At 35.2% G+C, this 20246-nt stretch carries 19 protein-coding genes; 10 read left to right on the plus strand and 9 right to left on the minus strand.

Going from position 1 to position 20246, the window contains the following annotated elements:
- Positions 1-38 precede the first annotated feature (38 nt).
- Together AN959_RS13220 and AN959_RS13225 are read left to right on the plus strand one after the other, a co-directional pair.
- A complete protein-coding gene (locus AN959_RS13220) occupies positions 39-1214 on the plus strand; it encodes an SLC45 family MFS transporter (RefSeq protein ID WP_056831360.1) in 1176 nt (391 codons plus the stop codon).
- Between the two features lie 78 nt (positions 1215-1292).
- Positions 1293-2846 carry a bifunctional UDP-sugar hydrolase/5'-nucleotidase gene (locus tag AN959_RS13225; protein ID WP_056831362.1) on the plus strand — a complete coding sequence of 518 codons (1554 nt, stop codon included), beginning with the start codon at positions 1293-1295 and terminating at the stop codon, positions 2844-2846.
- Positions 2847-3505: 659 nt separating this feature from the next.
- Here the strand turns inward: AN959_RS13225 and AN959_RS13230 are convergent.
- From AN959_RS13230 to AN959_RS13240, 3 genes are all read right to left on the minus strand, one after another.
- Entirely contained in the window at positions 3506-4780 is a 1275-nt protein-coding gene (locus tag AN959_RS13230) for a cation:dicarboxylate symporter family transporter (RefSeq protein WP_056831363.1), read from the minus strand.
- A gap of 114 nt (positions 4781-4894) precedes the next feature.
- Complete coding sequence (locus tag AN959_RS13235) at positions 4895-5776, minus strand: response regulator (RefSeq protein WP_056831365.1); 882 nt, start codon at positions 5774-5776, stop codon at positions 4895-4897.
- 2 nt (positions 5777-5778) lie between these two features.
- Positions 5779-7059, minus strand: a complete 1281-nt coding sequence (locus AN959_RS13240; RefSeq protein WP_056831367.1) for a sensor histidine kinase — start codon at positions 7057-7059, stop codon at positions 5779-5781.
- 203 nt (positions 7060-7262) lie between these two features.
- Here AN959_RS13240 and pgeF point away from each other — a divergent pair, with 203 nt between their 5' ends.
- Positions 7263-8018 carry a peptidoglycan editing factor PgeF gene (gene pgeF / locus AN959_RS13245; RefSeq protein ID WP_056831369.1) on the plus strand — a complete coding sequence of 252 codons (756 nt, stop codon included), beginning with the start codon at positions 7263-7265 and terminating at the stop codon, positions 8016-8018.
- Between the two features lie 37 nt (positions 8019-8055).
- Here the strand turns inward: pgeF and splB are convergent, their stop codons facing one another.
- Positions 8056-9084: a spore photoproduct lyase gene (splB, locus tag AN959_RS13250; protein ID WP_056831371.1), complete on the minus strand. Its 1029-nt coding sequence runs from the start codon at positions 9082-9084 to the stop codon at positions 8056-8058.
- 14 nt (positions 9085-9098) lie between these two features.
- Positions 9099-9323 (minus strand): transcriptional regulator SplA domain-containing protein, encoded by a 225-nt coding sequence (locus AN959_RS13255; RefSeq protein ID WP_053591186.1) that lies wholly within the window; start codon positions 9321-9323, stop codon positions 9099-9101.
- A 360-nt stretch (positions 9324-9683) separates the two neighbouring features.
- On the opposite strand from AN959_RS13255, the gene AN959_RS13260 reads away from it, so the two are divergent.
- Together AN959_RS13260 and AN959_RS13265 are read left to right on the plus strand one after the other, a co-directional pair.
- Complete coding sequence (locus AN959_RS13260; RefSeq protein ID WP_056831373.1) at positions 9684-10874, plus strand: M14 family metallopeptidase; 1191 nt, start codon at positions 9684-9686, stop codon at positions 10872-10874.
- Positions 10875-10971: 97 nt separating this feature from the next.
- Positions 10972-12387, plus strand: a complete 1416-nt coding sequence (locus tag AN959_RS13265; protein ID WP_056831375.1) for a LysM peptidoglycan-binding domain-containing protein — start codon at positions 10972-10974, stop codon at positions 12385-12387.
- 100 nt (positions 12388-12487) lie between these two features.
- Here AN959_RS13265 and AN959_RS13270 read toward each other — a convergent pair whose 3' ends face one another.
- The gene (locus tag AN959_RS13270; protein ID WP_056831377.1) at positions 12488-13072 is read right to left on the minus strand and encodes an NAD(P)H-dependent oxidoreductase; all 585 of its coding nucleotides are present in this window, start codon (positions 13070-13072) and stop codon (positions 12488-12490) included.
- Positions 13073-13191: 119 nt separating this feature from the next.
- On the opposite strand from AN959_RS13270, the gene AN959_RS13275 reads away from it, so the two are divergent.
- On the plus strand, positions 13192-13620 hold the full coding sequence (locus AN959_RS13275; RefSeq protein WP_053591182.1) for a MarR family winged helix-turn-helix transcriptional regulator: 429 nt from the start codon (positions 13192-13194) through the stop codon (positions 13618-13620).
- Between the two features lie 68 nt (positions 13621-13688).
- Here AN959_RS13275 and AN959_RS13280 read toward each other — a convergent pair whose 3' ends face one another.
- Positions 13689-14471 (minus strand): nucleotidyltransferase domain-containing protein, encoded by a 783-nt coding sequence (locus tag AN959_RS13280; protein ID WP_056831379.1) that lies wholly within the window; start codon positions 14469-14471, stop codon positions 13689-13691.
- Positions 14472-14846: 375 nt separating this feature from the next.
- Positions 14847-15839, minus strand: coding sequence for a VanW family protein (locus tag AN959_RS13285; RefSeq protein ID WP_056831381.1), 993 nt, complete (start codon positions 15837-15839; stop codon positions 14847-14849).
- 243 nt (positions 15840-16082) lie between these two features.
- Here AN959_RS13285 and AN959_RS13290 point away from each other — a divergent pair, with 243 nt between their 5' ends.
- On the plus strand, positions 16083-16616 hold the full coding sequence (locus AN959_RS13290) for an ECF transporter S component (RefSeq protein ID WP_056831383.1): 534 nt from the start codon (positions 16083-16085) through the stop codon (positions 16614-16616).
- Between the two features lie 147 nt (positions 16617-16763).
- Here AN959_RS13290 and AN959_RS13295 read toward each other — a convergent pair whose 3' ends face one another.
- The gene (locus tag AN959_RS13295) at positions 16764-18281 is read right to left on the minus strand and encodes a malate:quinone oxidoreductase (protein ID WP_256363927.1); all 1518 of its coding nucleotides are present in this window, start codon (positions 18279-18281) and stop codon (positions 16764-16766) included.
- 233 nt (positions 18282-18514) lie between these two features.
- Between AN959_RS13295 and AN959_RS13300 the strand changes: the two genes are divergently transcribed.
- From AN959_RS13300 to AN959_RS13310, 3 genes are all read left to right on the plus strand, one after another.
- On the plus strand, positions 18515-19072 hold the full coding sequence (locus AN959_RS13300; RefSeq protein ID WP_056831387.1) for a PadR family transcriptional regulator: 558 nt from the start codon (positions 18515-18517) through the stop codon (positions 19070-19072).
- On the plus strand, positions 19069-19563 hold the full coding sequence (locus tag AN959_RS13305; RefSeq protein ID WP_056831389.1) for a DUF4188 domain-containing protein: 495 nt from the start codon (positions 19069-19071) through the stop codon (positions 19561-19563). Before AN959_RS13300 ends, AN959_RS13305 begins: the two co-directional genes overlap by 4 nt.
- 176 nt (positions 19564-19739) lie before the next feature.
- A complete protein-coding gene (locus tag AN959_RS13310) occupies positions 19740-20231 on the plus strand; it encodes a hypothetical protein (RefSeq protein ID WP_056831391.1) in 492 nt (163 codons plus the stop codon).
- The last annotated feature ends 15 nt before the right edge of the window (positions 20232-20246 follow it).

A 20246-nucleotide genomic window follows, 5' to 3' on the forward strand; every position in this document is an offset into this window, starting at 1 on the left:
TTTTTACGATAATGATTTCTTTTTAGAGGGGGAATGCGATGAAAAAGATGTGGTTATTAGGGTTTGGTTTTTTTAGCATTAGTTTAGGATGGTCTTTATATAATGCGTTTGTTCCTTTTTTTCTGAACGACTTTCTTTCAAGTACTGCATTAATTGGTTTTCTCATGACAATTGATAATTATTTTGCACTTTTCTTACAGCCATATATAGGAAACAAAAGTGATCGCACACATTCACGCTTTGGTAGACGGATGCCATATCTATTAATTGGTATACCGTTAGCAGCTTTGTTTTATGCACTTATTCCCTTCCACACAAGTTTGACCACATTAGTGATTTTTATGGTAGGAATGAATATATCCATGGCGATATTCCGTTCCCCTACTATTGCGTTAATGCCAGATATTACTCCTGAGGCTAAACGCACGAAAGCAAATGGTGTTATCAATTTTATGGGAGGACTTGGCGGAATTTTAGCTTTCAGTGTAGGCTCTATTCTTTTTGGAGTGGAGGAATCCCTACCATTTTTAGCGGTCTCTGCAATCTTTCTATTAGCGCTAGTAGTTGTCTTTAAAAATATTAATGAAAATAGAGATGCTATTCCTTTTACCATAACAACTAATCCAAAGATAGATTACAAAGCAGAGTTAAATAAACCTACCATCTTTCTTCTAACCGCAATATTCTTTTGGTTTGTAGCAATTCAAGGGATGGAAGCGTTATTTACTTTATATGGTGTAAACGAGCTTAATTTATCCAAGAGCTCATCTGCCTTTTCACTTGCATTTTTTTCATTAAGTTTTGTACTGGCTGCTATACCAAGCGGTATTCTAGGTGCTAAATTTGGCAAGAAAAAAGTAATCTTAACGGGAGTTATCGGTTTATTTTTTGTCTTCTTTTTATTAAATTGGGTGGAATCCCTTTTTACCTTGCGCTTACTACTATTAATTGGTGGAATGTTTTGGGCATGTATAAATATAAATTCATACCCTTACATTGTCTCTCTCGGAAGTGAACATAACTTTGGTACTCGAACCGGATTATATTATTTAGTATCTTCATTAGCAGCTATAATTTCACCACCTTCTTTAGGCTTATTAATAGATATATTTGGATATGATGTACTATTTAATGCTACGGCAGTAAGTATGCTTTTTGCATTAGCTTGTATGTGGAAGGTTAAAACCCCTAGAACTAGTCCCGTGCGATTGTAAACTACCAATTGGACAGTCGGTTCTATTTATATATAATCTAATGTATATACTTACCATAAGAGAGTGGAGAAATGATAGTTGAAAAAGATAACGATCTTGCAAACTAGTGATATACATGGAAGCATTTTTCCGATTAATTATGTAAATAACGAACAAGCTAATATTGGCTTAGGGAAATTAGCTACGATAATAAAACAGGAGCGACAATTAAACGAGCAATTAATTTTGATCGATAATGGTGATTTAATTCAAGGAACTCCGCTAACATATTACTATATTCAATTTTTAAAACATGAAAAAAATCCCATGATCAGCATTTTAAATGACCTGTCCTATGATGCTGCCGTTATTGGAAATCATGAGTTTAATTATGGGTTGGATATCTTAAATCAGGCGGTTGAAGAATCCCAGTTTCCTTGGCTATCTGCTAATATCTTAGACACAAATACGGGGAAGCCTTATTTTGGCTGTCCTTATATCATCAAAGAAATTGAATCTGTAAAAATAGCTATTCTAGGTGTTACAACTCATTACATCCCAAATTGGGAAAACGAGCATAATATAACTGGTTTGGATTTTAAGGATTGTCTCCAAGAAACAAAAAAATGGGTTACATATATTAGTGAAAAAGAGCATCCTGACGTATTAATTGTTTCTTACCATGGAGGATTTGAACGAGATCTGGAGACTGGAGAACCAACAGAAAACTTAACGGGAGAAAATCAGGGATATGCCATATGTAAGGAAATTAGTGAAATAGACGTCCTCCTAACAGGGCATCAGCATCGCTCTTTAACTGGCAATTTAAATGGTGTAGAAACTGTTCAGCCGTCTAATAACGGGCAAATGATAAGTAAAGTTACTCTAACGCTAAATAATCAGAACGAGATTATAAATAAATCCTCTGAATTATTAGTAGTAGATAATGTTAAAGCAGATGAAGAGGTTTTAAAAAAGGCTTCTCGTTTTGAAGAAGAAACTCAACATTGGCTGGATCAACCAATCGGCAAAGTAGAAGGCGATATGTTAATCAAGGATCCATTTCTTATTAGAACAAGTGACAATCCTCTAATAGAATTTATTAATAAAGTACAAATGGAAACAGCTGGAGTAGAAATCTCTAATACTTCTCTTTTTAGCAATTCGTCTCCTGGCTTTGAACCAGATGTGACGATGCGTGACATCATTTCTAATTACAAGTATCCAAATACATTAAAGGTGCTTCGATTGTCCGGGCAAGATATAAAAGAGGCATTAGAACAAAGCGCACGTTATTTTGTTTTGAATCGAGAAGGAATGCTTGAAGTAAATCCTAATTACATACAACCAAAACCACAGCATTATAATTATGATATGTGGGAAGGCATAGAGTATATTTTAGATATTCGTAACCCAGTTGGAAACAGAGTAACTACATTGAATTACAAAGGTGCTCCTTTAAACCTTCAGCATGAATATGATGTCGTGATGAATAATTATCGTGCTGGTGGCGGTGGAGACTATTTGATGTTTAAGGGCAAAGACATTGTGAAAGATATTCCGATAGACATGTCGGAAATCCTTGCTAACTATATACTGGAGCGAAAAACGATAAAGGCAACAGTTAACCGTAATTGGAAAGTTATCTGGTAGGAATACTAAAAAGCTGGTTCGTTCATCAATTGCTTATCTGCTAGAAGGCTGTAAAAATAAGAGGCTGTTCGAATGCCTGCTACTTTCAATATGATGAGTAGGGATTAGATCTTGTAAGTTGAAAATCACCATACTTTGATGATTGTTATATGGTTTGAACATGGGTAGGAATTGTCATTTTACAATTTATAGTAGTAATCATTGGATTGCACATAAAAAATCGCCGTTTCTTTTTGTTGGTTTGGTCACTTACATTATAAGAAATTTGGCGGTTTTTTTGTATACTATCCCGTTTTATTATATTGTTGATTGAATGAAGTAATGGATTTTCGTTTCAGACGGTGACTCCTGCGGGAAGATAGACAGTCCGAGACCCCGCACGTAGCGTTAGAGAGGAAGGAAGGCTAAGGCCGCCTCTTCAAATGGAAGGCAATCTAAGTTCGCCGCGTTCTGCGACAACGATTGCATGACCTACATCCCTGTGGGCCTCAACGCCTTCATGACCAACATCATGTTGGCCTGAGAAGGCTCGGCGCTCGCCCGCGGAAAGCATCCGTCTGGAACCGAAATCTATCGCACTTTTTAATAAAAGCTATGAAGAAAGAGGCTACCCTTAAAAGTCATTTTTTATGACTTTAAGGACAGCCCTCTTATTTTTATTATGCTAGTTCTTCCAAAGAAGCATAGTATTTTTCTTCTTTTTCTTTATCGAAACGACCTTCCCATTTAGCCATAACGACTGTAGCCAATGCATTACCTACTACATTTACTACTGTGCGAGCCATATCTAGAAGACGGTCAATACCAGCGATAAACGCAAGTCCTTCTAGTGGGATTCCTACAGTTCCTAGAGTAGCCAATAGTACGACGAAGGAAACTCCTGGTACTCCGGCGATCCCTTTAGATGTTACCATTAATACTAAAACGAGTGTAATTTGTTGCATAATACTCAAATCAATTCCATACATCTGTGCAATAAAAATTGCCGCAATCGCTTGGTATAACGTGGAGCCGTCTAAGTTGAAAGAATATCCTGTTGGTATTACAAAGGAAACAATATCCTTTGGTGATCCAAACTTCTCCATTTTTTCCATTACTTTCGGCAAAACAGTTTCGGAGCTAGATGTAGAATAAGCTAAAAGCAATTCGTCTTTTAATACTTTAATTAGATGGAAGATATTGATACCAACTAATTTTGCAATACCACCTAGTACAACAACAATGAAAAATAGCATAGAAGCGTAAACTAGTATCATTAACTTTCCAAGTGGCAATAAAGATTCCAATCCAAATTTAGAAACAGTAACACCTATTAACGCAAATACACCAAATGGTGCAAATTTCATAATCAAATTAGTTACCCAGAACATAGCATCTGCAGTTCCTTGGAAAAAGGCAAGGACTGGTTTCCCTCTTTCCCCAATAGCAGCTACTCCTAAACCGAATAAGACTGAAAAGAATATAATGGCAAGCATATTACCATCTGCCATAGATTGAACGATATTACTTGGCACAGCATTTACAATTACATCAGCAAATCCATGACTTTGCACTTCTTCACTCGTTTGTACATATTGATCGATATTACCTTTTGATAGTGTGGACATATCAACACCAACACCAGGTTTAAAGATATTAGCTGCTAATAAACCTACAACTATTGCAATAGTCGTAACTATTTCAAAATATATTAATGTTTTTCCGCCAAGCTTCCCTAGTTGCTTAATATCACCTGTTCCAGCAACGCCTAGAATCAACGTAGAAACAATAATCGGTACAACAATCATTTTGATCATATTAATAAAAATAGTACCAATTGGTTGTAAATATTTTTCTACAGCAGGATTACCAAAAAAGATGGCTCCAACAACTATACCTAAAATTAATCCGACTAAAATTTGATATGCCAGAGTAAATTTAAACTTTTTCTTCATGAATCCGTCACCCCTTTTATATTGAAAACGCTTTCTCTCATTCGGAGTAGCTTTTAAAATATATTAAAGGTAACTTACAAAATCCGACGTAATCCGACAAAACGTAATATATATTTATTGATTGTATTTATCCTTTGTTTCTAAATACAATACTTGAAGAAACTTTTTAATATTAACTTTTACTCTTGTTGCTACATCAGTTTCTTCATTCATATGTCTCATTTGATTTCTAATTTCTTGAAACTCAAAAAACCGAGGAGCATAATATTCAAAGTTGAGGTTCGTATAATCGATTAAACCCATAGAAGCTAAATTATTCATAGCAGATAGGATCGTTCTACGAATACGCTGCTCGATTGCTCTACTCTCCTTTTTTATATCTGCCGGATGTGTTTTGGAAGCAACAATTTCGTATAGGTCCTTCAATGGTGGTAATTGAACAGATAGTTCCTCTCGCTCCATTAAATATTCTATTATCGAAACAATATCATCACTTCCTGTTTCTCCAATTACCCCTATATCATTTAACATAGACAATACAATTTCTTTTACATTTTGCTGTCTCTTTATCGGTTTGCCTGGAGCAATATTTTCTAATGATTGTCGAATTGCTAGAAGTGAATCTTTTAGTTTAAATTGTTCTGCTGTCTTTTTTAAAATACTTTGTACTTCCACACGATTAATAGGCTTATGTATAAAAAATTCTACTCCTTTTTCATACGCTTCCCCTACCATTTCTTTGTTTACTATTTGGGAAATCATAATAAATTGACCCTGAAATCCTTCCTTTCTCAACTGTTCGATTGTTTCAATACCGTCCAACTCTGGCATTAATAAGTCTATTAGCACAACATCTGGATGCATGGATAGAATTGTTGAGAGGCTACTCGCTCCACTAACTGCCTCACCTATAACAATGCCAAGTTCATGATCAATTATTATATTTTTAAGCATAGTTCTACTAGCTTTATCATCATCTACAATAAAATAACGCAGTTTTATTCCACTCGCTTTCGTATGTTTTCCGTAGGGATATGAATTCGAAAAATGGTTCCAATTGGAGGTGATTCTATTTGAATGGTTCCATTCAACTGTTGAATAATTTCCTTTACATGAGACAGGCCAATACCTGTTGCAGCAACTCCCTGCTCATTATATTTTGTCGTATATCCAGGTTCGAAAATAATGGACTCGTCCTCTTTCAGAATACCCTTACCTGTATCTTTCATAACAAAACAAGTGAATTCAGATTCTTCAAACAGAGTAACCGTAATGTCACCCGAACCAACAATTGCTTCAACAGCATTGGCAGTCAGATTATTTAACACGGCCAATAGAGGAATTTGCTTATCTGTTTCAAAATCGACGGACATGGATAGTTGAAAAGAAATCTTTTTCTTTAATAGTTCACTGTATTTTTCATTTGCACTAATAACAAAGCCCATTACATCTGAAAGAAAGAGAGGTGTTTCTTTTTGTTGCTTCGTTATTTTAGTCAGCCCAGATAAAATCCTCTGAGAATCTTTTTTTACCTCATGAATTTCTTGTGCGATATGTAATGCCTGAATACTAAGTTCATGTAATTCTTTCTTTTTTAAACGCCTATATAAGTCATGGCTAGAGGCAGTTATTTGCTCAATATGATTTAAGGATTTTTGTAAATAAAGGGTTTCTGCATATAGTTCGGAACCTACACCAAGCATTTCTTGCATTTGTTTTTTTTGCTCCGAAACTGTAATAGAACTATATAATCCAACAACAAAATAACTACGAAATAAAGCTACTCCACATATTAAAGCAAAATCCTTGAAACTTAATAAGTCTTGGTGCAATAATCCATGTCTCAAAACATGCTCCGATACGTTTCCAATGACTTCTAACAAGGTTGCCCATGCTCCTAAAATAAGAGGAGAAGATTTATACTTTTCTATTTTGATCAAGTCTAATACCATCGCAAATACAAAGTAAAAGAAAAATGCAGGAAAGTTATTTTTCAAACTTATTACAACTTGAACGCCATCAAGCATCGATTCTTCCAACACACGAAAACACACTACTGTTATACCGGTAACCAAACCGGTTCGTAAATAGGACACTGGTGTCCAAATTAAAATAAGGAGAAAAAATGCAACACTCCCCAGTCCAAAACGAAATGCTTCTTCTTCAAAAGGCACTACCTTGACTTCACTTGCAAGGGTCGTCAGTATGGCAGTAAAAATTAATATAATTTTTTCGCTTCTATTAAGTTTACTTAAAAAGAGGTTGCTTTTAGAAAACATTTCATTCACCTATAACCTATATATTTTATCTTCTATTAAAGATACATCATTTTTCTCTCACAATAAAATTCAACGTAGCAAGCTTAATCTAATTGGTGAAGATTTGCCTTAAAAAAATACCTATAACTTGTTTCATATCTACTTTGTAGAAACTTTCCTATACATCAACAGTTCACTAATATATATTAAAACAAGGTGATTATATGAAAACATATTTAAACAATTCAAAATTTGTTGCGGGAATAACCCTTAAGGATGAAAACAAACTTGAAAACAACAACATGGCACTTCATGTATGTGAAAATCCTACTAATATATTGGAAAATCGTAAGCTATTAGCCGCTTCCTTACATTGTGAGTTGGATGATTTTGTGTGTGCCAATCAAACACATAGCTCAAATTTCCATCGGGTTACACTTGATGATAAAGGACTTGGTTCTTATCAATCAGATACTGCCATTGCAGATACAGATGCATTATATACTTACGAGCCAAATTTGTTACTATGTAGCTTTACGGCCGATTGTGTGCCAGTGATTTTTTATAATGAAGTAAATGAACTTGTTGGAGTTGTCCATTCCGGTTGGCAAGGTACAGTCAAAGAAATTACTTTGAAACTTTTTAAGCATTTAAAACAAGCGGAACATTGTACAATGAGTGATTTCCAAGTCCAAATTGGTGCAGCATTGAGCCAGGATAAATTTGAAGTCGATAAAGATGTATATGTAAAATTTAAAGACCTTGGCTACGCGGATGATTTTATCTATTACAATAATCAAACGAACAAGTATCATATCGACAACCAGCTAACGGTGAAAAAGCAGTGTGAGCTCGCGGGTATTCCATCTGAGAACATTACTATTGATCCTACCTGTACATTTGTAAGCCCAGAAGGATTCTCCTATCGACAAGACAAAAAAAGTGGCAGACATTTGAGCTTTATAATGAGAAAAAAATAAGCACTTCACTTCGTAGTGATGTGCTTATTTTAATTATTTACGTAAAATATTCAAATTTAGCATTTGGGAAAAATTTCTCCATATAGCCATATAGATGTTCTTTTATATCTTCTTCTTCCTCTTTTTGATAGATGTATTTGCCTATTCCGTATTTCCCCCACTTGTATCTTCTCGAAGTTTCATCCAATTCCAGTTTAGTCATTGGATAGTTTTTTTCAATTACTTTTTTAGCTGGCATTGTAAATCGGTGTTGAATGAATTCAAACGTTATATCATCTCGTGCATCCATAGGTAATTCTGCATTTAGGCGTTCAAACATATGATAGTAGCCTTCCTCCCACCCTTCATGAAGGTAAATAGGAGCTACGATAAAGCCCAAAGGATAACCTGCTCTCGCTACTTTTCCAGCGGCTTCTATACGTTTCTCTAAAGGTGACGTACCTGGTTCAAAGTTTTTAATGACATAATCGGCATTTACACTAAATCGAAACCTTGTTTTTCCATTATGCTTGGCATCTAGTAAATGATCGACATGGTGAAATTTAGTCACAAATCTCAATCTACCTAATTCTGATTGACCAAAATGTTCAATGGCTCTTTTCAAAGAGTGTGTTAAGTGATCGATTCCTACAATATCAGAGGTACAGGATGCTTCAAATCTTGTGATTTCAGGCGCACGCTCATCTATATAACGATCCGCTGCTTCTAGAATCTCATCCACATTCACATATGTACGAATATATGGCTTACTTCCCATAGTAGTTTGCAAATAACAATAATGGCAATGCCCCATGCACCCTGTAGCAAAAGGTATAGCATATTCAGCAGAAGGCTTGGACGTATCAAACTTAAGTGTTTTTCGAATACCAACGACTAGGGTCGACTTTGCAATACGGTATCTTTGAAAATCATTGTCCCCAGGTAAATTTCGTACCTGGTTATGGGAAGTCGTATAACGAATTTCTGTCCCCAGCTTTTCAAATTTTTCTTTTAGTTCTTGGCCAAGTGGATATTCCAATGCATTCGGTTCAAAATATACTAGCTGTGGTGTAAATGGTTTTCTCATTTGTTATCTCCCTTTTAATGAAAATACTGACGATACGCTTGTTCAGCATCTGTTTCATTTGCATAAATGGCCATTTCAGTAGTTAAAGGGTAATATGTTTCATAAAGAAAAAGCGCTAATTCTTCCGGGTTTTCCGGGTTGTTTACAACAGCCGCTTCTTGTATATTCGCTACGTCCTGTATATGTGGATTTCGGTAAAATATATAGACAATATCACCAGCATTATAATCGTAATGCATATGTCATCACCTTCCTCGTATCTTTTTAATAGCTTGGCTAAAGAAGAGGAGATTATTTACTAATTGTTAATAAAAAAACATTAAGCTCGTCGAAAAAAATGCCATCCTCATTCGGCGTGCCGCATATTGTAAAAAATATTGGTAGCAGCAAAGCCGTCGTTTTAATATCCGTCTATTCAGATACCGAGCTTAACGACATGTTCTAAATTTATCTATAAAAGCAATCTTGACTCATTCACAGTCATTATTGCTTTTTTTACTTCCTTTCTTTCTAATTCCCGTAAATAATTAAAATCATAATACGCTCTTCCATTTCATATTCTTATATAATGTGAAATTTTAATGAAGGGAAGATACGAAATGGACGTATATGTTAGAGGCGGGGATTCAATTTGGTATTTTAGCCAATTATTTAAGATTCCCCTACAGCTTATTAACGATTCTAATAGAAACATTAACCCCCAAATACTTTCGATAGGTCAACTTATACAAATTCCGGGATACGTTGTTACCAACTATCAAATCAGGCCTGGAGACTCCATCTGGTCCATTGCCCAAAACCGAAACCTTCCACTCGATGCAATTCTGCTTGTTAATCCTGGACTTAGTACAAATCGTCTCCAAATCGGGCAGACCATAAGCGTTCCTCTTAGAGTTACTTGGAGACTTGTAAACGGTAAGCAAAATTATGACTACGATACAATGAGAAACGATATAAGACGATTACAGACTGTATACCCATTCCTGCAAGTTTCTTCTATTGGAAAGACTGTATTAGATCGGGAAATACCGGAGGTTCTAATAGGAAATGGGGATAAAAGAGTTCACTTCAACGGTTCATTTCATGCTAATGAATGGATTACTACTCCCATCACTATGACATTTTTAAATGATTATTTGCTATCCTTAACAAACCAAAATACGATTCGAGGTATTGAAACATCCCCTTTATATACACAAACCACATTATCCATCGTGCCGATGGTGAACCCGGATGGTGTAAACTTGGTCATAAATGGACCTCCTGCAAATGAGCCATGGAGTAGTAGAGTGATTGAATGGAATAATGGCAGTTCGGACTTTTCTGGATGGAAAGCAAATATACGTGGAGTAGATCTGAACGATCAATTTCCTGCTAAGTGGGATTTGGAAAGAGCACGCAATCCAAAAACTCCGGGACCACGCGATTATGGTGGGGAAAGTCCATTGTCCGAACCAGAGGCTATTGCAATGGCAGACCTAACAAGAAGAAGGGATTTTGCAAGAGTACTTGCTTTCCATACACAAGGGGAAGTTATTTATTGGGGATTTGAAGACCTCGAGCCTCCTGAAACGGAAGTTCTTGCTATGGAATTTAGTAGAGTCAGTGGTTATGAGCCTATACAAACAATTGAAAGCTATGCAGGTTATAAAGACTGGTTTATTCAGGATTGGCGAAGACCTGGTTTTACTATCGAGCTTGGAACAGGAACAAATCCGCTACCCCTTACTCAGTTTGACGAAATCTATGAAGAGTCATTGGGGATTTTTCTGTCAGCTTTATATTTATAATTACACACTCTAGTTTCATTAAACGGCTTTGTAAAAATACACTTTTTATTAATCATTACATATGATGCATTAATGAAATCGTTTAGGGGGAGTCTTTATAATTATTCATGTGGTAATCGCAGGCGAAACGCTTTGGCAAATTGCAAATCGTTATGCTGTAAATATGAATTCGATTGTTCGTGTAAATGGTTTACCAAATCCAAATCAATTAATCATTGGACAGTCGTTAGTTATTCCTGTTTCTGGTACAACTCATATCATTAAATATGGGGAAACATTATGGTCTATCGCACAACAATATGGAGTTACTATTCAATCGATTATTCAAGCAAACAATCTAACAAATCCAAACGCTCTATATCCAGGTGGAAAGCTAATTATTCCACCTATTATACACATAGTGCAGCCGGGAGAGACTTTAGGGCAAATTGCGAACCGTTACGGTACTACAATTCAAGCTATTATTATTGAAAACACAATAGAAAACCCGAATTTGATATACGCCGGAATGCGCTTAGTTATTCCCAGACCAAAGCCGACTATAGAAGTAAATGCCTATTCGTACCAATCAAACGAAGATGCTATCAATTCACTGAATGAAGTTGGTCCTCTCCTCACTTATTTTAGTCCCTTTGCTTATATGATTAAGGAAGATGGAACATTACAAATGATGAATGATCAGGCTATGGTCGATGCAGCAATTTCTAAAAATATAGTTCCCATGATGTCGATTACGAATTTCTCCTCAACAGAGGCTGGTTCCAATTTATCACATGTCATTTTGTCTAGTGCGGATTTACGAGAAAAGCTAATTACCAACGTACTACAAGTGATGGATGCTAAGGGCTATAAAGTATTGAATATCGATTTTGAAAATGTATTACCTGAAGATCGTGAGAATTATAACACTTTCCTACAATTGGCTGTTGATCGTCTCCATCCGAAAGGCTATTTAGTATCCACCGCTCTTGCACCAAAAACTAGTGCAACACAAGGTGGTTTATTATACGAAGCACACGATTATGAGGCACATGGGAGGATTGCAGATTTTGTGGTCTTGATGACATATGAATGGGGATATCGATTAGGACCTCCACAAGCCATCTCTCCTATTAACCAAATGAGAAGAGTTGTAGAATATGCCCTATCTGTCATGCCTGCTGAAAAAATATTTTTAGGCTTTCAAATTTATGCTCGGGATTGGCTTCTCCCCCACGTTCAAGGTCAAGAAGCAGAAACATTTAGTCCTCAAGAGGCTATAAGAAGAGCTATAAAATATGGCACAGTCATTCAATATGATACAACCGCACAGTCTCCATTTTTCCGCTATGTAGATGAGCAAGGCCGTCGTCATGAAGTATGGTTTGAAGATGCACGAAGCGCTCAAGCCAAGTTTGACTTGGCCAAACAACATAATCTTCGTGGTATCAGTTACTGGGCTTTAGGTTATCCATATCCACAAAACTGGACATTATTATATGATAATTTTACGATTAAAAAGGGATTATCCTAAAAACGTCCATTAGCGATATAATTCGAAAAATAATATAGTGAAAATAGATGCCGAATTAAAAAGGAGCATCTATTTTTTTGCTTAAATAGTTTAAGTAATCCTAATTTATTTTTCTGAAATACGAATAAATTTTCTCTAATTTTTTCGCATGATTGCCCTTTGGACTTTCCATATTACCAAATTCGAAAAATTTCACTTTTTTGATTCCTACAAAATTAAATAATGCTCTTTTCATCAAAATCTTATGACTATTGTTTAAGAGAAATAACGGATAATTCGTAGGACCTTTCATAGTGGAAATACAAACTACAGACTTTCCTTTCAATAGCCCTTCTGGTAAAAGCCCTCCATTCTCCTTATAAGCAAAATTCGAAGCAAATAATTGATCTATATATCCCATAAGCATTGCTGGTGGCCTTCCCCACCAAATTGGATAGATAAAAACAATCTTATCCGCCCACAGCAATTGTTTCCTATATTTTTCAAAGTTTGAATCGCTATGCATATCGCGTCTTCGTTTTGACTCATTGAATTCGAGGATTGGATTAAATCCTTCCTCATATAAATCTAATATTTGTATTTCACTTATAACAGGACTTTCACTACTTCCTTTTAATACTTTTTGCAAAAATGAATAGCTTAAACTTCTATGATTTGGATGTGTGTAAATAATTAGCATTTTCATTAAGCTCACCTCTTACTTATCATTTGATAAGTAAATAATAAACTCAATTAATTTAGTTGTCAAATGATAATTGTATTATGATAACATTTTTGCTATCTTTTTAATTAGAGGTGATAAATATGAACAAAAATAATCTTTTTCATAAATTTGTGGCGTTTACAACTTCAGTTCATCGTGTTACACACGAGTTAACAAAAAATGCAAAGTTAGATACAATCACACCCGTGCAATATAATATTCTTGAATATGTATATGTCAGTCAGCCTGTTACCCCAAGCGAAATTAGCGATTGTCAGTATATGTCAATGCCCAATACAAGTCGAGAGCTCAAAAAATTGAGTGAAAAAAATTTAATAGATAAATTTGGGGATATAGAGGATCGAAGAAAACAGTATATCCGACTCTCTAAAGAGGGCGAAACCATGATGAATTCAGCGTTTCAATTGATAGAGTCTGATTTTTTAAAAAGAATTAAAGATGCTTCTAAGGAAGATTTAGAGGAAATTGAAAAAGCCTTAGACATTCTTCACAAAAAAGTTTTTTATTAATATTTATATANTGCCAGGACATATTCTTATGTACCTGGCACGTAAACTAAATTCTACACGTTTTTTTATCACCAAACTTCTTTCAATGTATCTCTAAACAAATTATCTAATTTTAATGTAGGGTCCTCCACTTCAACTTTAATAGTTTTAATGTATGCTTCAAGACGTATCATTTCGCTGTCTAAAAATTCGTTAATTACTTTGATTTGTGGCTCTATATCTAATTCATCACCTATTATCTTTCTTTGTAAAAGATGTTCAATTTCATTTTTTAATTCACCAGCTGGAATCATACTTTGCAATAATTCATGAAAATCAATTGGGGGAACATTTTTGTATTCTTCAATCCACTTACAAGCTAATACAGGTCGAAGTACATAAAAATATTTTTTAATCTTTACTTCTGTTCCTTGTAAGTACTCTCGATAATTATTCTTTGCCATGTTTAAGTAGTGATGCAAACTAGCATTCGGATAGAACACTTCAGATTCTAACTTTCGCAACTTATCAATAAAGGAGTACTTTTGATAATAAATTATATTACTTCTCATCCATTCCAATAATGGGGGATTACTTTTTCTAAAAAGACGCAATGCTTTTGTTATTTCCCAACCACTTATATCTAGTAAATCGTTAATTGGGACCTCTATTACGTCTCTCTTAGCACCAATTCCTTGTGGATCAATAGACAAATACCACTGTGGTTGATGAATATAAATAAAACGAACATCATAATCACTATCTTTGGAAGGAAAGCCCCAAGCTCTGCTACCGGATTCGACAGCATATAGAACCTTTACTTGAAACTTCTCTTCGATTTCTCTTAATTTATTTTGAATTATTTTATCCATTTATTCTCCACTCTCATATTTAGTATTAAGGTTAATGAACCCTTGTGTTGAACCAAGTACCGTTGCTAAATGAGTGACGATTTCCCAAATGGAATTTACCGTTTCATTGCTTTTCCATGATGCATGAAGCAGAAAGTCCATTTATTAAACTGTTTAGCGATACAAACCAATTATTTTGATTATAACAGGCGCTTAATTGACTTAATATAATATTTTTAGCATCCATTTTTCCTCCTATATTCAGGATCTATTTTTCTGGTCTAATAAATACAAAATACCCTCCTAGGATTTATCAATAAACTTACAAATAAATCAGCAGACCAATAAAAGCACATCAACTAAAGTTGATGTGCTTTTATCTTTTTCTTTATAGACTTATTCTAGCATTTCTCTATATTCCTCCGAAGTTCTTACTTCTATTGTAAGGAAGTTACTTCCAAAGATTGCTTTTATTAAAAAAGGTGCTCCACTTGTATTTTGAAATCTGAAATCTAATGTTCCATATGAAACAGTTGCATCTCTTCCTTTTGGGACGTATCCCACATCTAAAGAATGATGGTTTCTTTCCACATATGTTACCGCCAATTGATCAACTACGTTAAAAAGAGTGGAGGACGTCTGGCAAACTCCTCCCCCTATTCCCATTACAAGTTTCTTATTAATAATTTCAGGTGCTGGTTGGTATCCATTTGCTTTGTCTCTCGGTCCTGTCAACTCATTAAACGAGAAATAATCTCCACTTCCAACAATCACATCATTAATGGCTCTTGCTGAAATTTCAATATTTTTGTTCCTGTTTACATCCGAGGCATCAAAATAAGTTGTATAAGAAGCAATTAATACATCCTCTAAATGAGGAATATCTTTCACATCATAACTACTTTCTGTCACATACAAGGGGATATCGACATCCTCGCCTGTACTAGATGCTTCTATAATCCTATCTACCAATTCATCTTCTTTTAAAATAATTCTTGGGCTTCCTTTAATGACCTGACCGTTTTCATCAATTTTATCAAGAACCATTCTCTTGTCATAACCAGCTTCCGTTTCTGTACCTCTTGCCAACTCATAAGCTAATTTTTCAATTTCCTTTTTATAAGTTTCAAGATCATCTTCATAACCTAAATCTTTCGGTGACACAGTTTTAATTATTCTTGAAGTATTTGGATCCATGATATTTACAACTAATGGCTTTGTTTCCTGTTCCTCTACTTCGTTATTATTGTTAGGCTCTTTTTGTTCTTCTTCCAGTTGTTGTTTCTGTTCATGGTTATTTGATTCTACTTCTTCGTTTACTGATTTATCTAGACAACCCGCCAGTCCTATTGAACATAAAATTATAAGCAACGCAATCCATCTATTCACATTATCGTACTCCTAGCTATAAGGTATTTCCCTTAGACATCTTATTCAAATAGGAACGATAATGTGTATAATCTGACCCCTATGTTTTTCACTAAATTGATACTTTTAAAAATATCAATCCTTTGCTAATGTTATCAGTAAATTAAAAACTGATTTTTATCAGTAAGGAAATAAAGGAAAAAGGAAACCTTGCGTAACTTTTTCCTGATACCTATAAAGAAAAGATAAGGAAGGTTTATTACTATGCAAAAAACAACAAGTTATTCAAACGCACGCACTTTCGATTTAATCGTAACATCCATGTTAATAGCACTCGTTTTCGTTGCAACCCTCTTGTTAAATATTAAACTACCGATCGCGGCAAATGGCGGGCTAGTGCATCTTGGAACAGCTATGCTCTTTATAGCATCTATCTTATTTGGCCCTAAAAAAGCAGCACTTGCCGGAGCTATTGGCATGGGGTTATTTGACTGGGTATCTGGTTGGACGTTGTGGGCACCATTCACGATTGTAGCACGTGGCTTGCAAGGTTATATAGTTGGAAAAATAGCGTGGTCGTTCGGTCGCGATGGAAACAGTATTGCTTTCAATCTACTAGCTACTATCGTTTCAATTCCAGTTATGCTAGGTGTTTATTACATCTGTGAAGCCGTTCTTTATGGTAGTTGGGTTATACCAGTGGCTTCAATTCCTGGAAACATCGTTCAAAATGTAGTGGGGATTATCATCGCCATTCCAGTTTGTGTTGTATTGAAAAGAATTCCACTTTTTAAATAGGTATTAAAAAGATTACAACAACTATGTAGTTTTTTTAACATCATTTTATATGCATGAAAAAGGGAGGATGCTTTGTAAAACAAGCATTCTCCCTCTTTTTTTTATTAATCTATTTTCATTCGATACCTTTTTTACTACACCCTAGAATTAACTATTGACTAGCTCCGTGTCACTTAGACGAAGCGTCTCTGCTGTTGAAGTATGAATTTCTTGAAGAAGCTCTGGGTTTTCCGCTAGTGACATACCATAAGAAGGAATCATTTCTTTTATTTTTTCTTCCCATTCTTTGATGTGTTGTGGGAAGCATTTATTAATGATTTCAAGCATTACGTGTACAGCAGTAGAAGCACCCGGAGAAGCACCTAGCAATGCAGCTACCGAGCCATCAGCAGCAGTAACAACTTCTGTACCAAATTGAAGTGTTCCTTTACCTCCAGCCTCCGTATCTTTGATCACTTGCACACGTTGACCCGCTACTACTACGTCCCAATCTTCGCTCTTTGCGTTCGGAATAAACTCTCGTAATTCTTCCATGCGCTGTTCATTTGATAACATAACTTGCTGGATTAGGTATTTCGTCAACGACATCTCTTTTGCACCTGCTGCCAACATAGTAAAGACATTATTTGGTTTTACAGAACCGATTAAATCAAAATTTGACCCTGTTTTTAAGAACTTTGGTGAGAAGCCCGCAAACGGTCCAAACAGCAATGATTTTTTGTTGTCGATATATCTTGTATCAAGATGCGGAACAGACATTGGCGGAGCACCAACTTTAGCTTTTCCGTATACTTTTGCATGATGTTGTGCCACAACTTCTGGATTGTTACATACTAAGAATAGTCCGCTTACTGGGAATCCACCAATATGTTTTGATTCTGGAATACCAGTTTTTTGTAGTAAAGGCAGGCTTCCGCCTCCACCACCGATAAAGACGAATTTCGCCGTATGATATTCAATCTTATTGCTATCTAAATCATGCACTTTTACTTCCCACAAGCCGTCACTAGTGCGTTTAATATCCTTGACTGTATGTTTGTAGTTTAACTCTACGTTATGATTTGTTAAATGGTCAAACAACATATGTGTTAGTGCGCCAAAATTAACATCCGTTCCTGAGTCGATTTTTGTTGCCGCAATCGGCTCATTTGATGTACGACCTTCCATAATAAGGGGAATCCATTCTTTCAGCTTCTCTGGGTTATCGGAAAATTCCATTCCTTGAAACAGGGGATTGTTTGTTAGCGCTTCAAAACGTTTTTTCAAAAACGATACATTTTTCTCCCCTTCTACTAAACTCATATGAGGTATTGGCATGATAAAGTCCTGCGGATTACTGATTAGTTTGCTTTTTACAAGAAAAGACCAGAACTGTCTTGAAAGCTGAAACTGTTCATTAATAGTAATAGCTTTGCTAATATCTACAGATCCGTCCGCTCTTTCGGCTGTATAGTTAAGCTCGCACAGTGCAGAATGCCCAGTTCCCGCATTATTCCATTCGTTAGAACTTTCTTCTCCAGCGTTTGCAAGTTTCTCAAACACTTTAATTTTCCATTCTGGTGCTAACTCCTTCAGTATTGATCCCAAAGTTGCACTCATGATTCCGGCACCAATTAAAATAACGTCTGTATTAGTTTGTTTGTTAGTCATTTTTACCATCCTTATACTATTAGATTTGCAGAAAGAATGTAAGCGTTCCCTACAACAAGCAAATGCGAGACTTCGGAACACACCATTTCTGTATCCATTTTAAACTTAACGTATTCTATTTAATCGTTCGACGAAAATTAAAATATTTACCACTATATAATATAAAATTAATTAAAAGCTAGTTAAACCTCTNAAAATAAAGTATTATATATCTAAAAGATACATATCATTTAGATAGGGTGAAATGAATGAAAAAATATAATCACACAACATATGCGATTCTTGGAATTTTAACAACAGAATGTAGGTCTGGATATGCAATTAAACAACTAATAGATCAAAGCTTAAATCATTTTTGGAAAATTAGTTACGGTCAGATTTATCCTACCTTAAAGTTAATTGTTGACGAAGGTTTGGCAACGGTCGATATTTCTGCTCAAGATGGGAAGCCAGACCGCAAAGAATACTCCCTCACTTCTAAAGGTATTGAAACGTTAAAAGTTTGGCTGGAACAACCAATTGAACAAATACCAATAGAGAGAAATGAAGTTTTACTTAAATTATTCTTTGGAAGAAATCAAAGTATAGAGCATTCAATATTACTTCTTAACGACTATAAGGAGAAATTAGAAATACGTTACCAAACATATGAAAACATTGAACAAGTTATTTCCACTCATAATACTGGAGAAGATTTAAAGTATTGGTTATTTACATTGGATTATGGTAAACGAATAACAAAAGCTGCAATTGAATGGTGTATCGATACTCTCAAACAATTAGAAAACAAGGGGGAATTGAAATGAAGAAACAGATTTATACAGGGCGTTATACAACCGAAAACAGTGATCCGGTTGTCGTTTTTCTAATAGGAATGAGGATTAACAAACCATTTGCTCTGAACAAATGGCTACCTGTATTTAATGCAATGCCTGGGATGATTAGAGAGCTCTATACACACAAAGAAGACTTAGGTTTTTTATCTATGGAAAGCTATTTTGGACTAAAAACGACTGTTATGATTCAATATTGGCGTTCAACAGAGGACTTATTGAAATATGCTAAAAATGAGAAGCATTTGACTGCTTGGAAAAACTTTAATAAAAAAATCGGAAATAATGATGCTGTTGGAATCTATCACGAAACCTACGAAGTAAAACCAGGAAATTATGAATCCGTTTATGGAAATATGCCTATATACGGTTTAGCAAAGGCCATGGAGCATATCCAAATTAATGGAAATAGCAACTCCGCTCGGAAACGTTTGAATAATCCCGAAATTAGGGTAACTTCTTGAATTAATTAAAAGATTACAAGAGCGAAATATAATACGCTATAGTAAAAACTCTTTTGAACAACTCAACAATTTTCCCTATTTCACTACTTCCTATCTATATTTTTTTCGAATGGCACAAAGTCTTGGGTATGCATAGCATATATAGGTATACGTATAAAAGTGATGGAGGTTTGTGTATGGTAAATTTTCAAGCTTTTCGTGGTACCGTTACCATGATTAGTGATTTTATGATAGGGCTTAATGGAGAAGGGGAAGGTTGTTATACATTAATGGCAGTAGATAACGGAAATGGGTCTTTAGTAAATTTCGTGGTGTCACCGGCTACTTATTTTGTCGACCAAGTAATGGTAGCTGTAGGAGATACCGTAACTGGATACTATGATGGAAATGCCCCTGTTCCTCTTATTTACCCACCGCAATATCGGGCCCTTATTGTAGTAAAAGATAATCCTAATCAAAATGTAAAAGTAGATTACTTTAATGGGCAATTCGAGAGTAGTGATGGGCAATTAAAATTAAATATTTCACCATATACTCAAATATTATTAACAAATGGGCAAGCTTTTACAAGAAGCCCTGCAAACCGAAATTTAATAGTTATCTATGGTCCTACCACAAGGAGTATTCCCGCACAAACTACCCCTTATAAAATAATCGTTTGGTGTTAGTTGTTATTTAAAGAA

Source organism: Psychrobacillus sp. FJAT-21963 (assembly GCF_001420585.1).
In the GTDB taxonomy this organism is placed as follows: Bacteria; Bacillota; Bacilli; order Bacillales_A; family Planococcaceae; genus Psychrobacillus.